We start from the raw sequence: 15252 nt of genomic DNA, 5'->3' as shown, positions 1-15252 counted from the left end.
AATTCTACTTAAAAATAACATTTTAATCATAGCAATTAATGAAACAAATTTTATTAATAGTTTTGTCTATAATAGCATTAGGATGTACTAATCCTCATACTTTTATTTTAAATGATATGGAGGCAAATAAATATTTTATCACAGAAACCATTAACCAAGCCTTTAAAAAAGATCAAATTGATAAATCTCCTTTAATTGTAATAAATGGAGTGCTTTTCGAATACAACAAGACACAAGATACCATATTATTGCCTCTTAAAAAATCTGATATCATAAGTTTAGACTTTTTAAACAAAAATAGTAGTCGCATCATTTATAATGAAAAAGAAAATGATGGTGCGGTTATAATAACGACAAAAATTAAAAACGAATAACTCCATAAAACGTTTTCGTAACTAATTGTCATATAATTGTGAAGCGCTACGCTATTAAAAACTAATTTCAGTATTTTTGTGTATTAATAACCAAATTTTCAATTAAAACAAAAAATGGCTTTAAACACAACAAACCCAACTGGGACTGAAGCGTGGAAAAATCTACAAAACCACTATAACGCAACTCACAAAACTACGATACAAGAATTATTTCAACAAGATGATACTCGTGTTGAAAAATTCAACTTATTATGGAATGACTTTTTACTAGATTATTCTAAAAACAACATCAGTCAAGAAACAATCTCTCTTTTATTAGAGCTAGCCAATTCAATTGGATTAAAAGATGCTATATCACAATATTTCAGTGGAGAAATCATTAATCAAACTGAAAATAGAGCTGTTTTACATACTGCTTTACGCGCCAAAGAATCGGCAGTAATAAAAGTAGATGGACAGAACGTAATTCCTGAAGTGTACAGCGTAAAAAGCAAAATAAAAGCATTTACTCAAGAAGTAACTTCTGGCACAAGAAAAGGGTTTACAGGAAAAGAATTTACTGACATTGTAAACATTGGCATCGGCGGATCTGATTTAGGCCCTGTAATGGCTGTTGAAGCTTTACAGTTTTACAAAAACCACTTAACAACACATTTTGTTTCAAACGTAGATGGTGATCACGTAAATGAAATTATCAAGAAACTAAATCCTGAGACAACATTATTTGTAATTGTTTCAAAAACTTTTACAACACAAGAAACACTAACAAATTCTGAAACCATAAAAGAATGGTTTTTAAAATCGGCTAGCCAAGAAGATATCGCTAAACATTTTGTTGCTGTATCAACCAATATTGAAAAAGTTACCGAATTTGGGATTAACCCGGATAATATTTTCCCAATGTGGGATTGGGTTGGTGGACGTTTTTCATTATGGAGTGCAGTTGGTTTAAGTATCAGCTTAGCAGTAGGCTTTGATAATTACAATGAATTATTGGATGGTGCTTATGAAATGGACGAACATTTCAAATCAGCCGAATTTGACCAAAACATTCCAGTTGTACTAGCTTTATTGAGTGTTTGGTATAATAATTTTTTCGGAGCCGAAAGTGAAGCTTTAATTCCTTACACCCAATATTTGCAAAAACTGGCTCCATACTTGCAACAAGCAACTATGGAAAGTAACGGAAAAAGTGTTGGCCGTGACGGAAAACCTGTGAACTACCAAACTGGAACTATCATTTGGGGAGAGCCTGGAACAAACTCTCAACACGCTTTTTTTCAATTAATACACCAAGGAACAAAATTAATTCCAACAGATTTTATTGGATATATGAAGCCATTATATAGTAATGAAGACCATCATAATAAATTGATGTCAAACTTCTTTGCTCAAACGGAAGCTTTAATGCACGGAAAAACAGCATCGCAAGTTCAAACCGAATTTGACAAACAAGGTCTTTCTGCAGACAAAGTAGCGCTTTTATTGCCTTTTAAAGTATTTACTGGCAACAAACCTACAAATACAATCTTGATACAGAAATTAACTCCAAAATCTTTAGGATCATTAATTGCCTTATATGAACACAAAATATTTGTTCAAGGAATTATATGGAATATATTCAGTTTTGACCAATGGGGAGTTGAATTAGGAAAGCAGTTAGCTAATTCAATACTTGAAGAGATCAATACAAAAACAGTAAAGAATCACGATAGCTCTACTTCTTTCCTACTAAATCATTTCTTAAAAAATAAGTAAATCCCCGAACTTAATACTACACAATATATAAAAGCTTATTGATTAATAAATAATCAATAAGCTTTTTCTTATAATACTAGTCCTCAGCACGTTCTGTTTATATAAATTTAACATCAGGTCTTAATTTCTCACTACACCCCATTGCCATTTTAACAAATAATCAGCCCTAAAAATCAAAAAAACATTAATTTCTTTACTATAAATCAATAAAACCGCTTTAATACTCAAGAGATTACGCAAAACATTATTTTCTTAACGTTTTGATAACATAATCCGATTAATTTGTTATAATTTTGCCAAAAACAATTAACTAAATAACAAATGAAGACAATGAAAAATTGGTTACTCACAGGACTATTGTTCATGATAGTTTCAACCGTATTTTCGCAAGGAAAAATCACAGGTACTATTACCGATGGTTCAAATTCTTTACCCGGAGCTAACGCTGTTGTTAAAGGATCAACTGATGCTGGTTCTAGCGATTTTGATGGTAAATTTACTATTACAACTTCAGTAGCATCTGGAGAAGTAGTTATTTCTTACCTAGGTTACGATTCTAAAACAGTTAAATTTTCTCTTTCTAAAGGAGGAACTGTTAATTTAGGAACTATCATTTTAACTTCAAACTCTAACCAATTAGAGGAGATCGTTATAAAAAGTGGGGTTCTTGACATTGCAAAAGACAGAAAAACACCTGTTGCAGCTTCTACAATTAAAGCTTCAGAAATTCAAGCAAAATTAGGAACTCAGGAATTTCCTGAAATCTTAAAAAATACACCATCTGTATATGTTACTAAATCTGGAGGTGGTTTTGGAGATTCAAGAATAAACATTCGTGGATTTGACCAAAAGAACATTGCTGTGATGGTAAATGGTGTTCCAATTAACGACATGGAAGGTGGAACTGTTTACTGGAGTAACTGGGCTGGACTTTCAGATGTAACTTCAGCAATGCAAGTACAAAGAGGTTTAGGTTCTTCTAAATTAGCCATTGCTTCTGTAGGTGGAACAATAAATATTTTAACTAAAAGTTCTGATTTAAAAGAAGGAGGAAGTTTTGCTTCTGGTTTCGGAAATGCAAACTACTTAAAAGTACAAGGTTCTTACAACACTGGACTTATGAAAAATGGTCTTTCTGCGTCTATATTATTAAGTTCAACAACTGGTGACGGTTATATAGATGGAACTAAATTTGAAGGAAAGAATTATTATATCGCTTTGGGTTACAAACCAAATGACAAACACGATATTCAATTTAGTTTCACAGGTGCTCCACAATGGCACGATCAAAGAAGTACATTTATCTCTCTTGACACTTACCTAAAATATGGATCAAACGGAGAACCAAACACAAGATACAACTCTGATTGGGGATATTTAAATGGCGAACAATATAACTTAAGAACTAATTATTACCACAAACCAGTAGGTTCTATCAACTGGGATTGGAATATAAATGAAACTACAAAATTATCTACAGTAGTTTATGGATCTTGGGGTCGTGGAGCTGGTGCTACAACTACTGGTGGTGTTAGAGGTAACAACTACGCAAGTGCTGCCTTTAGAACTGCAAATGGTTTAGTAGACTGGGACAAAATCCAAGCATGGAATTCTGGAAAACCAATTCAAATTGGTAGCACAACTTACCAAAGACAACAAATCGGAGGTCAATATCTTAATGGCGCTGATACTGGAAGATCATCAGCTGGTGTAATTAATAACACTTCAGGTATCTCTCAAGTATCATCTTTTAACTCTCACAACTGGTACGGCGGTATCATAAGTTTAAACAAAAAATTATCACAAACTCTAACATTAGATTTTGGTGTTGATTTAAGAACATACAAAGGTATCCACTATCAAACATTAAATGATCTATATGGTGCAAATGCATTTCTTGATAAAACTGATGTTAACAATCCAAATAGAATCTTAACAGAAATTTTCCCTCTTAAACCATCTTTAAATCCTTTTGCTAAAGCAACAGCTAATGAAAAATTAGGATATGATTATGATGGAAATGTAAATTGGTACGGGGCATTTACTCAATTAGAATACTCTAAAGATAATTTAACTGCATTCTTACAAGGAGGGATCTCTCAACAAGGTTTCAAAAGGGCTGACCGTTTTAACTATACACCAGAAAACCCTATTGCAAAAACTGATTATGAAAACATACTTGGTGGTAACATAAAAGCTGGAGTTAACTACAACATCAACGAACAACACAATGTATTTGTAAATGCTGGTTACTACTCAAAACAACCATTCTTTACAAGTGTTTACCCAAACTTTAGAAATGTATTAAATGGTAACTTGACCAACGAAAAAATTGTAGGTCTAGAAGCTGGATACGGTTTCCGTTCTGCTGTATTTAATGGTAACGTAAACCTTTACCACACAACTTGGAAAGACAGATATCAGAGAGGTAACGATGGCTCTCCAACAAATATCGGTGGGTACTTAGATTACTCTGGAATATCAGAAACACATAGTGGTATAGAATTTGAAGGTAATGCAAAATTAAGTGACAAATTAAAAGTTACTGGTATGTTCTCTATTGGAAACTGGATATACAACGGAAACAGTATAAGTAACACTTACGATTCTGCAAATAATCCAATTGAAGGGTTAGCTAATAAAACTTTATATTTAGACAAAGTAAAAGTTGGTGACGCTGCTCAATTAACAGCATCTTTAGGTGCATCTTATGAAGTGTTAGAAAGAGTAACAATAGACGCAAACTACAACTACAATGACAAATTGTATGCATCTATCGCTCCAATAAACTTTGACAAACCTGACAATAGAGGTTCTTTAGAATTACCAAACTACGGTTTACTTGACGCTGGTTTCTCATACAAAATGTTAGTTGGTAAAAACAGAGATAATTCATTTAACTTCAGATTAAATGTAAACAACGTTTTAGACAAAGTTTACATTGCTGAATCTAAAACTAATTTTTTTGCTGCTGATTACCCTACACAAGCAACTTACAAAGGCATAGCGACAAACAACAACGTTTACTTTGGTTTTGGAAGAACTTGGAACTTTACACTAAGTTATAATTTCTAATATTTAGAATCAAAATAATTATCAAAAACGGCATTGGCTTTTAGCTTAATGCCGTTTTTTTTATGCCATAATTTTGTTTATATTTGTTTAAAAAACTTTAGTTCTATGTACGATTTCATACAAAAATTTCATTCAGGATGGGCATATCTTGTCTTAATACTTTTATTGGTTGCTGTTATAAATGCCATCATCGGTTTTACTTCAAAAAAAGATTTTACATCTACAGATCGTAAGATTGGGCTTTTTACTTTAATTGCAACTCATACACAATTATTAATTGGTTTGATTCTTTATTTTATTTCTCCACTTGGTAAAGCAGCTTTTGGACAAATGGCAAACGCAGAACTTAGACTTACTTCACTAGAGCACCCATTAATCAATATCATTGCAATCATTTTGATAACTATTGGCTGGTCAAAACATAAAAACTTAATCACTAGTGAATCTAAATTCAAAACATTTTCAATCTTTTACGGTTTAGGATTAGTATTGATTTTAAGTAGATTACCATGGAACTTATGGTTCTAAAAGCACAAGTAAGGCCCTAATTATAGGGCTTTTTTTATTTTCGGCATATTATTTGTGTAATTTATCACCTTAAAAATAAAATTTATGAGTAACAAAAAAAATATCATACTTTCTATCCTAGTCATTACTTTTCTAAGTTGTGGTTTTTCATATATAACCAGCCAAACAAAACCTGTTGATCCTAAAATAATACAGGATACCTTAAAGAACCTAAAAAACAAAACAGTTGCTTCTCCTACTAATACCGAAAAAGACTCTATAACTATAGATAAAAATTCTAGATTAAAAATATACAAAAAATCTGCTCACGCTTCCTACTATGCTGATCGTTTTAATGGACGAAAAACTGCAAACGGAAGTCGCTTCAATAACAATAAATATACTGCTGCTCACAAAAAACTCCCTTTTGGCACCAAAGTAAAAGTAACAAACGAAGCCAACGGAAAGTTTGTAATTGTAGTAATTACAGACAGAGGGCCATTTGTAAAAACACGTGAAATAGATTTATCTAAACGTGCATTTATGGATATTACCAAAAACAAAGGTGCGGGCGCAATGAAAGTAACTATTGAAATAATAGAAAAAATTAAATAAATTTTCGAATACTCATCATGATTCCAACGTGAAGTGCTTCATGATAGTTATTAAAAGATAATGCATCCTCAATACGTTTAAGAGCAAAACCAAGACTTGTAGTTAATTCATTGTATGACTTAAACACTTTAGCATTATAATCTAATTCAGTTTGATTTATAGTTTCAAAGAGTAATGATTTAATTTCATCGAGTTCAACTTGCGATATTGCTCCATCAGGTTTAGTTCCTTTTCTATATTTGTCCACTAACTCATCTGAAACCATCATTGGCAATCCCGACAATTTATATACTAAAAGTTGTTGCGTGACAATAACATGTGCAATATTCCAAATTATATTATTATTAAAACCCTCTGGAATTTTATTTAGTTGTTCTAATGAATAATTCTCTAAAAATTGTGATGTCAATTTTCTACTCACTCTAATTGTTTCAAATGTTTGGTTCATGGTTCTGTTTTTTTATAAAAATAGACATTTTGAATCTTAAAAGGGTTTTCTTTGTACTCAAAATTTCGACACTATGAATAAAATATACTACCTCGCCACTTGCGATACTTGTCGCAAAATAATAAAAGGATTACCTAAAGATATAGATTTGGTATTTCATGACATCAAGCAAAATCCAATTACAGAAACCGAACTTGAAGAAATGTATCGTCTTTCTGGTAGCTACGAAGCGCTGTTTAGTAAAAAAGCACAATTGTATAAATCGATGGATTTAAAAAACAAATCATTGACTGAAGCTGACTTTAAAAAATATATACTAGAACATTATACTTTCTTGAGCCGTCCTGTGTTTATTATTGATGATAAAATTTACATTGGCAACTCGCAACAAAACATCCTACAGGTAATGAAAGTTTTAACCAAATAACCTTCAACAGCATTACAGCAAATATTTCATTATCTTTGCCCCTTTATATCCAATTATATGATACAATCCATGACAGGGTTTGGCAAAGCTACTTTGCAATTGCCAACAAAAAAAATTACTGTAGAAGTAAAATCGTTAAACAGTAAAGGCCTAGACCTCAATGTTAGAATGCCTTCACTTTACAGAGAAATGGAATTGGGTTTACGCAATCAAATTGCATTAAAACTAGAAAGAGGTAAAGTCGATTTTTCTATTTTTATCGAAAGTACTTCTGAACAAACATCCACGAAAGTAAATGTTCCTATCGTGAGAATTTATATCAATCAATTAAAAGAAATTTATCCCGAAGCTGATGAAACTGAATTGATGAAAATGGCTATTCGTATGCCAGACACATTAAAAACGGAACGTGATGAAATTGACGAAAATGATTGGGAACAAATTCAAACTGTAATTGAAGAAGCACTACAAAATATTTTAAGCTTCAGAAAAGACGAAGGCGAATCACTTGAAAAAGAATTCCAATTAAGGATAGCTAATATCCGTCAATATATGACAGACGCTTTGGCACTTGACCCAGAACGCGTTCAGGCTATTAAAGATCGTTTGCAAATTGCCATTTCGGAACTTAAAGTAAATATTGATGAGAATCGTTTTGAACAAGAGCTTATTTATTATCTTGAAAAATTAGATATAACAGAAGAAAAAGTACGTTTAACCAATCACCTGGATTATTTCTTAGAAACTATTAACGGTACTGAAGCCAATGGTAGAAAGTTAGGTTTTATTACTCAAGAAATGGGTCGTGAAATTAACACCATGGGATCCAAATCAAATCATGCCCAAATGCAAAAATTGGTTGTGCTGATGAAAGATGAATTAGAGAAAATTAAAGAGCAGGTCTTAAATGTACTTTAGATAGATTCATGAAAAAAAGATTTCTCTTACTGGTTTCCCTATTTATAACTTTGATTGATATATCTGCTCAAAATTTAAAAATTGAGCTTCAGAATATTCGAACGGAAGAAAAAGTAATGACTGGTTCGATTAATAGCAAATATCCAATCTCAGTATATCTTAATTTTTACAATTCTTCTGAAGACCATATGAGAATATACTCTGTTAAAGGGTGGTATTATTATGAGAATATAAAGAAAAGAATCCCTCTTGTAGGAATTTATGACGGGGGACTTACCTTGTATTCATTCAAGACCAAAGAACAGCAAGATCAGGTTTTAAATTTTGAACCTAAAGGGACTGTTTGGAAAAAAATAGATATTCTTAAGAACTTAACTGAATTTAACGAAAAGTTTACTTATTCTGAAGATGATAAATCGGGTAATGAGTGGACTGATAGAAAAAAGAAATTAAAGTTAGAACTTTACAATCAAGACATTTCAATTTTGAAAGAATATCAGGTTTTAAACATAAAAAGTCCCCAGATTAATAAAAACATTAACCTTTCGGATTTAGGGATTTATGATAGAGGTTTTGAATTAGTAAATTTTGCAAATGCGGCTACAGGTACTAAAATATTATTAAAATTTGACTACGGTTCGAGATTCAATATACAAGGAATGTGCGGTGCTGGCAATGAGACTGGATACACAATATTAAACTACGATTCTGATTTTAACCTAATAAATATTCAAAGAACAGAAATTGAAAGTTGCTTAGGCAATGTTTATTATGAAGGAATAAGGAGTGACGTAAAACACATTAAAAAATTTAAATTATCTGAAAATGGTTCTGACACAAAAATTGCAAAGACAATTACCATTAATGAGAAATTAATTGAAATTAAAACAGAATGAACAAAGGAAAGTTAATTGTTTTCTCAGCACCTTCCGGCTCAGGAAAAACAACCATCGTTAGACATTTATTGAGTAAAGAAGATTTAAACTTAGAATTTTCTATTTCAGCAGCTTCTCGCGAGCCTCGTGGAGAAGAAGTTCATGGAACTGATTATTATTTTATTTCCTTACAAGAATTTAAAAAACACATTAAAGCCGAAGATTTTCTGGAATGGGAAGAAGTATACCGTGATAATTTTTACGGGACTTTAAAAAGCGAAATCGAACGTATTTGGGCATTAGGAAAAAATGTTATTTTTGACATTGATGTTTCTGGGGGATTGCGTATCAAACATAAATTTCCTGAAGAAACTCTAGCCGTTTTTGTAAAACCCCCAAGTATAGATGAACTAAAAATCCGCTTGAAAAAACGTTCTACCGAAAGTGAGGATAAAATAAATATGCGTATTGCAAAAGCATCTGTAGAATTAGCAACTGCTCCTCAATTTGACAAAATTATCAAAAATTACGATTTAGATACTGCCAAAGAAGAAGCATACCAACTGGTAAAAGAATTCATTAATAAATAATAGATTTTCTGCACTCTAAAAGCAACATAAAACCCTAATTATTTTAAAATAAAAATAAATACTGTACTATTATGAATAGATTATTTCAAATAAAAAGAAACGAAAACAGCGTAGATTTTATTATTCTTATAATCCGATTATCAATTGCAACATTGATGCTCTTTCATGGTTTACCAAAGTTAAATACACTATTAGCCGGAGGCGAAATTCAGTTCCCTGATCCTCTGGGAGTAGGAAGTGCTTTCTCTTTAGCTCTTGCAGTTTTTGCCGAAGTTATATGTTCATTTCTTATTGCAATAGGTTTAGCAACAAGATTAGCCTCTATACCTTTAATAGTAACAATGTTAGTTGCTGTATTTGTTGTTCATGGAGCTGACCCAATCGATGTTAAAGAAATGGCGACTTTATATCTATTGTTTTATCTACTCCTTTTTGTAACAGGAAGTGGTAAGTTCTCAATTGACAACTTCATTGCTAAAAAGAATCGTTTTTAAGCTTAACAGCTATTATTTTAGAACAATTTGAAAGTAAAAAAGATAAACACTACCTCATCCAGTTAAATACTGTTGTAGTTAAAGCTATTTAATCTATCAAACAAAAATTACCTTTTTTATGAAAATTGGTCTTTATTTCGGAACTTTCAATCCCATACATGTTGGGCATCTTATCATTGCCAATCACATGGCAGAACATGCCAATTTAGACCAGGTTTGGATGGTAGTCACACCTCATAACCCTCTTAAAAAGAAGAGTACTTTACTAGATGACTATCACCGCTTGCAAATGGTTCATTTAGCTACAGATAGTTTTGAGAAGTTAAAACCCTCGGATATTGAATTTAAACTCTCTCAGCCTAATTACACTGTAAACACATTAGTTCATTTACAGGAAAGATATCCTAATCATAAGTTTTCATTGATTATGGGTGAAGACAATTTAAAAACACTTCATAAATGGAAAAACTATGAGGTGATTCTTGAAAATTATGACATTTATGTTTATCCTCGAATTTCATCTGAAGTAGAAAATTTAGAACTAAAAAACCATCCTAAAATTCATTTAATAGATGCGCCTATTGTAGAAATATCTTCTACTTTTATTCGTAATAATATTAAAGAAGGAAAGAACATTCAACCACTTTTACCCGAGAAAGTTTGGGAATATATTGACCACAATAATTTTTACAAAAAGTAATTATAGTAACTCTTTATAAAACTTTATTTAACGCATAGAAACATAGACTTTATGCATTAAAAAGAAAACGAAAAGAAATACATTTCTCTCACATAGCTAGCTCTGTGTATTTAAAATAAGAGAAACCCCTATTTTTATAGAGTACAAAAACTATGTTTCTATGCGTTAAAAACAATTATACACATCGAGTCGTATTTCGTATTATATCAAAAAAGCCTAAATGTTAATTTCATTTAGGCTTTTCCTTTATTAGCTTATTGCAAGCTCTTCTTTTTTTACGTTATTTCGAATCTCAGTTAAAGAGTGGTCGATTAATAATTTACCATCTCTAAAAACTTCTTTTAATTCTCCTTTACGCTCTTCTTCCCAAGAAACATTATCGGTTAAATTATATATACCATCTACTAAGTCAATTTTCATTAATCCTTTAGCAGATTTTTTAGTTCCATCATCCGTAATTGGATCTTTAAAGATTGCTCTTCCTTCTCCATTTACTTCACCGTAAGTTGCTTTCATTGCAAATCCAAAAGTATCTCTTGTATTATATTGATACGTAAATGAACCAATTCCTAGAACCACATTAGTAGAAGCAAAACCTTTAGCTTTTAATCTCTCGCAAATTTGCGTTGCTCTCGCTACAGTAATACTATCACCATATATTGCTCCTATTTGTGGTACTAATTCTTTATATCCTTTACTATTTGTAGTTCCTCCAAAAACATCCCAGATTAACTCAATAACGCCTTTCTTTTCTTCTTCTGTTTTCCCATTTGGGTTACCGCAAATAATATCAACAGGATCTCCGCTATCAGGTCTAATCACTACTTTTCCTTCTCTAGAAAGAATCTCTTCTTTTAATCGAGGTAAGTAATCCGTTAATACCTTCCACAAATCCCAAGTATCAGCAACTATAGAAACAATCCCTTTAGGATACACTTCGCAAATCAATCTTTTAAAAGTTTCACATTCTCCTTCAGTCGTTCCCATACACATTACAGAATGCTCGGTTGCAGCTACTGAACCAGCAACTAGCTCAACATCTGAATTAGCATTGTAATACTCCTCTAAAAAATCAATTGCAGGAATAGTATCAGAACCAGCAAAACTTAATAAATGCCCTGCCGAAGATGTGACTGCAGCTTCTATCCCACCCATTCCTCTCATAGAGAAATCATGCCCTTGCCAATCTACAAACTCTGGAACTGACGAAGTTTCTTGTGCGTATTTATCAAGTACTTTTCTATACTGTTTTGCAATTGTTGCAGAGTTACATGGCAACCAAACTACTGCCGAAAGCAATGTTTCGAAATAATTTGTTAACCAAAAAAATTCTGGAAGTGTATTATACATTGTAAACATAGGTACACGAACAGGGACACTTGCTCCCTCTGGCAATGCTTTAAAAACCATTGGTATATATCCTAAGTCATGTAAATCTTCAATATGTTTAGTTCCAACTAAGTTTTCTCCTAAATAGTTATTAATTCTTCTTGCATATTTTTTCACAACCTCTTCTTTTGGTTGTTTAAAAAAGTATAAATCAAAATCCTGAATGATGTACTTTTTGATAAAATATTGTAATCCGAAAAATACTACCTCATCAACTCCTTCGATTCTGGATTTTCTTGGTGTCCAATTAGAATATACTAATGTTGTTCCTGTTGGATATTGTCTTCTGTGGTCAACTTTATAACCGTCTGTTAATAATAATGGGTTCATGGTTTTATTGTTATTGTTATTTATTTCTTCCTTTTTCGTTCGGATATAATTCTTGTACTGTATCGCTTTGCCAAACTTTTTTTGTATCAACATCTATACAGGATAATTTTCCTAGAAAAGCAGCTCCTGTATCAATATTCCAAACATTACAACCCTGCATAGGAACTTCAATATTGTAATGTAAGGTTGGTGTATGTCCTATATATATTTCATCATAAAGCAATAACCTTTTGGGATAGGAAAGAGAGTCCTTTTTTATACGAGAATCCATTGTCAAAGCCATTTCCCACAATGTTCTGTCCCAAGAATAATTACTCGAATAATGTTCTTTTTCGGGACCATGCATTGATGAAAATCCTGCATGAATAAATAAGCGATTTTGCTCATCAATATGATAATCTTTCATGCTTTCAAGAAAAGACAAATGCTCCGTTATTTTCTCAGAAGAATAGTCTTCATAACTTTTCATAGTAGCCGTTCCTCCGTGTTGTAACCAAATATTATTTGGCTTCCCTGATTGTAACCATTCCTGACACCAAATATCATGATTTCCTTTAATAAATATACAACTATGTCTTTTATTCAATTCGATAAGAAAATCAATTACTGCTGCAGATTCACTCCAACCATCAACATAATCTCCTAAGAAAATCAATCTATCATTTGCATGGATATTGGTTCGCTCCAAAAGCTGAATTAAAGCTCTTAACCCGCCATGAATGTCTCCAATTACCAAAGATCTTTTCATGATTAAAATTCAATATATTTTGCCGGAACGGCATCTGTTAACCAAACATTATTTTCAGACAAATAAAATTTAAATCCATCTCTGTGCATGGCTCCACTCCTAACGCTTAAAATCTGCGGCGCTCCTCTTCTTCCGCCCACCTTAATAGCTGTTTCTCTATCTTGGCTAAGATGTACGTGTTGGCGGCTCATTTTCTGAAGTCCTTCTCTTTTGATACTCTCCATAAACTTCCCAACTGTCCCGTGATACAAAAACTCCGAAGGTTCTGCTTCATTCAAGTTTAACTCAACCGAAATTGAATGTCCCTGACTTGCTCTTATTTTAGTTTTATCTTCATTAAAAGCAAATCTTTTTTTATCATTATTTTCTACTACATAATCCAGAAGTTCTGAATTTAATGTATTTCCGTTTTTCGAGCATTTTGCAATCAATTCTTCTACATCTGCCCAACCATTCTCATCTAATTTTAAATTTATGGTTTCTGGCGAATGTCTGAGTACTAAACTCAGGAATTTGCTAATGCTTTTTGCTATTTTTTCATTCATTACTTTATTTTTTTAACTTTAAAGACAACTGATCGCACAAATCATCAATATCATTTTTTCTTACCAATGCCGAAATCCATTTTTGTGGAATATTGTCAATTCCATAATATATTCCTGCCAAACCTCCTGTAATTGATGCAGTTGTATCTGTATCACCACCTAAATTCACTGCTTTTAAAACAGTCCCTTCATAGGTATTCCAATTTAAAAAGCACCATAAACTAGCTTCTAAACTATGAAGAACATAACCTGATGAATGAATTTCATTTTCAGAATAATCCGCTATATTGTTTTTCAAAACCCTATCAAACAATTCAATTTCAACAGGATTAATTTTTTTATCACTTAAAAAAGCAGAAATAATATTTTGCATGTTTTTATAAGCGTCTTCTTTCATACTATCATTTAAAACTTCTAGGCAATAAACAACGTAGATAAAACAAGCAAATACTGATCTAAAATGTGCATGAGTAATAGAAGAAACTTCTTTTACTTTTTGATAAATAACTTCAATATCTTCTTCCCCTTTAAGATAAAATACTAATGGTAAGATTCGCATCAAAGAACCATTTCCATTGTCTTTTTCCTCAAAACCTCCACACAATTCTGGTTGATGACCTTTTGCAATATTATGAATTGCATTTCTTGTCGCGATTCCGATGTCAAAAACTTTTCCATGTGGTGTCCATAACTCTGCATTATACCATTTTACAAAATTCCTTGCAATATCAGATAAATCAAAATCATTACATAAACTCTCAGCTAGACAAAAAACCAAAGAACTATCATCGCTCCAAGTTCCTAAAGGTTGATAATGGGTTCCATAACCAATCATTTCAGAAACAGGATTTTCTTTTAAAGAAGATCTCGAATAAAATTCCACAGGAACACCTAATGCATCTCCAACTGCCAAACCAAACAAACCGGATTTAACTTTATATTCAAAATCACTTTCTATTATATCATTATAAATTTTGAAATTTTCATCATCAAAACAAACAAAAATGATTTTTTCGAATTGCTCTCTGTGTTCAGAAATAGAAATCATATTAATTGCAATTTCTGCGGCTAATTCTTTAGGGAATTTATATATGCCTGTACTTATATTCGGAAAAGCAATTGTTTTAATGTTATTTTCAGCCGCTAATTCCAAAACACTTAAATAACAGCATTTCAACAATTCCTCTTCAAAACTTTTACCATCATTCCAAACTGGACCAACGGTATGAATTACATATTTCGCTGGCAAATTTCCAGCTGTTGTAATCACGGCATCTCCAACTTTGCAACCGCCTTGCTTATTTCGAATTTTAACGCAATCGTCTAAAATAGCTTTTCCTCCTTTTCTATGAATAGCTCCATCAACTCCACCTCCACCTAATAAAGAAGTATTAGCAGCATTTACAATTGCATCAACATGAATTTCTGTAATATCTGCTTTAAGAAGTTCTATTTTCAT

Annotated in this window: 16 protein-coding genes; 11 read left to right on the top strand and 5 right to left on the bottom strand. The window is 31.9% G+C overall.

Going from position 1 to position 15252, the window contains the following annotated elements:
- The first annotated feature begins 38 nt into the window (after positions 1 to 38).
- The 5 genes from IUY40_RS05805 (at position 39) to IUY40_RS05785 (ending at position 6329) form a co-directional block, all read left to right on the top strand.
- Positions 39 to 374, top strand: coding sequence for a hypothetical protein (locus IUY40_RS05805; protein WP_195735923.1), 336 nt, complete (start codon positions 39 to 41; stop codon positions 372 to 374).
- A gap of 114 nt (positions 375 to 488) precedes the next feature.
- Positions 489 to 2132 carry a glucose-6-phosphate isomerase gene (gene pgi, locus IUY40_RS05800; protein WP_195735922.1) on the top strand — a complete coding sequence of 548 codons (1644 nt, stop codon included), beginning with the start codon at positions 489 to 491 and terminating at the stop codon, positions 2130 to 2132.
- Positions 2133 to 2453: 321 nt separating this feature from the next.
- On the top strand, positions 2454 to 5207 hold the full coding sequence (locus IUY40_RS05795) for a TonB-dependent receptor (protein WP_195735921.1): 2754 nt from the start codon (positions 2454 to 2456) through the stop codon (positions 5205 to 5207).
- A 105-nt stretch (positions 5208 to 5312) separates the two neighbouring features.
- Positions 5313 to 5735 carry a hypothetical protein gene (locus IUY40_RS05790; protein WP_195735920.1) on the top strand — a complete coding sequence of 141 codons (423 nt, stop codon included), beginning with the start codon at positions 5313 to 5315 and terminating at the stop codon, positions 5733 to 5735.
- Positions 5736 to 5819: 84 nt separating this feature from the next.
- Positions 5820 to 6329 (top strand): septal ring lytic transglycosylase RlpA family protein, encoded by a 510-nt coding sequence (locus IUY40_RS05785; RefSeq protein WP_195735919.1) that lies wholly within the window; start codon positions 5820 to 5822, stop codon positions 6327 to 6329.
- On the opposite strand, the gene IUY40_RS05780 is transcribed toward IUY40_RS05785, so the two are convergent.
- The gene (locus IUY40_RS05780) at positions 6322 to 6777 is read right to left on the bottom strand and encodes a DinB family protein (RefSeq protein ID WP_195735918.1); all 456 of its coding nucleotides are present in this window, start codon (positions 6775 to 6777) and stop codon (positions 6322 to 6324) included. The genes IUY40_RS05785 and IUY40_RS05780 overlap by 8 nt on opposite strands.
- A gap of 73 nt (positions 6778 to 6850) precedes the next feature.
- Here IUY40_RS05780 and IUY40_RS05775 point away from each other — a divergent pair, with 73 nt between their 5' ends.
- From IUY40_RS05775 to nadD, 6 genes are all read left to right on the top strand, one after another.
- The gene (locus tag IUY40_RS05775; RefSeq protein ID WP_195735917.1) at positions 6851 to 7204 is read left to right on the top strand and encodes an ArsC/Spx/MgsR family protein; all 354 of its coding nucleotides are present in this window, start codon (positions 6851 to 6853) and stop codon (positions 7202 to 7204) included.
- A 57-nt stretch (positions 7205 to 7261) separates the two neighbouring features.
- Complete coding sequence (locus IUY40_RS05770; protein WP_195735916.1) at positions 7262 to 8122, top strand: YicC/YloC family endoribonuclease; 861 nt, start codon at positions 7262 to 7264, stop codon at positions 8120 to 8122.
- A gap of 50 nt (positions 8123 to 8172) precedes the next feature.
- The gene (locus IUY40_RS05765; RefSeq protein WP_195735915.1) at positions 8173 to 9018 is read left to right on the top strand and encodes a hypothetical protein; all 846 of its coding nucleotides are present in this window, start codon (positions 8173 to 8175) and stop codon (positions 9016 to 9018) included.
- Positions 9015 to 9587, top strand: a complete 573-nt coding sequence (gene gmk, locus IUY40_RS05760; RefSeq protein WP_195735914.1) for a guanylate kinase — start codon at positions 9015 to 9017, stop codon at positions 9585 to 9587. Before IUY40_RS05765 ends, gmk begins: the two co-directional genes overlap by 4 nt.
- Positions 9588 to 9658: 71 nt before the next feature.
- Entirely contained in the window at positions 9659 to 10081 is a 423-nt protein-coding gene (locus tag IUY40_RS05755) for a DoxX family protein (protein ID WP_195735913.1), read from the top strand.
- 118 nt (positions 10082 to 10199) lie between these two features.
- A complete protein-coding gene (gene nadD, locus IUY40_RS05750) occupies positions 10200 to 10781 on the top strand; it encodes a nicotinate (nicotinamide) nucleotide adenylyltransferase (protein WP_195735912.1) in 582 nt (193 codons plus the stop codon).
- A 249-nt stretch (positions 10782 to 11030) separates the two neighbouring features.
- Here the strand turns inward: nadD and IUY40_RS05745 are convergent, their stop codons facing one another.
- From IUY40_RS05745 to IUY40_RS19665, 4 genes are read right to left on the bottom strand one after another with little or no spacing between them, the layout of a single operon-like run.
- Entirely contained in the window at positions 11031 to 12500 is a 1470-nt protein-coding gene (locus IUY40_RS05745; RefSeq protein ID WP_195735911.1) for a nicotinate phosphoribosyltransferase, read from the bottom strand.
- 16 nt (positions 12501 to 12516) lie between these two features.
- Entirely contained in the window at positions 12517 to 13248 is a 732-nt protein-coding gene (locus IUY40_RS05740) for a metallophosphoesterase family protein (protein WP_195735910.1), read from the bottom strand.
- Between the two features lie 2 nt (positions 13249 to 13250).
- Positions 13251 to 13793 carry an RNA 2'-phosphotransferase gene (locus tag IUY40_RS05735; RefSeq protein ID WP_195735909.1) on the bottom strand — a complete coding sequence of 181 codons (543 nt, stop codon included), beginning with the start codon at positions 13791 to 13793 and terminating at the stop codon, positions 13251 to 13253.
- A gap of 4 nt (positions 13794 to 13797) precedes the next feature.
- Positions 13798 to 15252 (bottom strand): O-acetyl-ADP-ribose deacetylase, encoded by a 1455-nt coding sequence (locus IUY40_RS19665; protein WP_317190903.1) that lies wholly within the window; start codon positions 15250 to 15252, stop codon positions 13798 to 13800.

This window comes from Flavobacterium sp. ALJ2 (assembly GCF_015594725.1).
Classification (GTDB): Bacteria; Bacteroidota; Bacteroidia; order Flavobacteriales; family Flavobacteriaceae; genus Flavobacterium.
The sequence above is the reverse complement of the archived record's forward strand: the minus strand, read 5'-3'. Positions and strand labels throughout refer to the sequence as shown.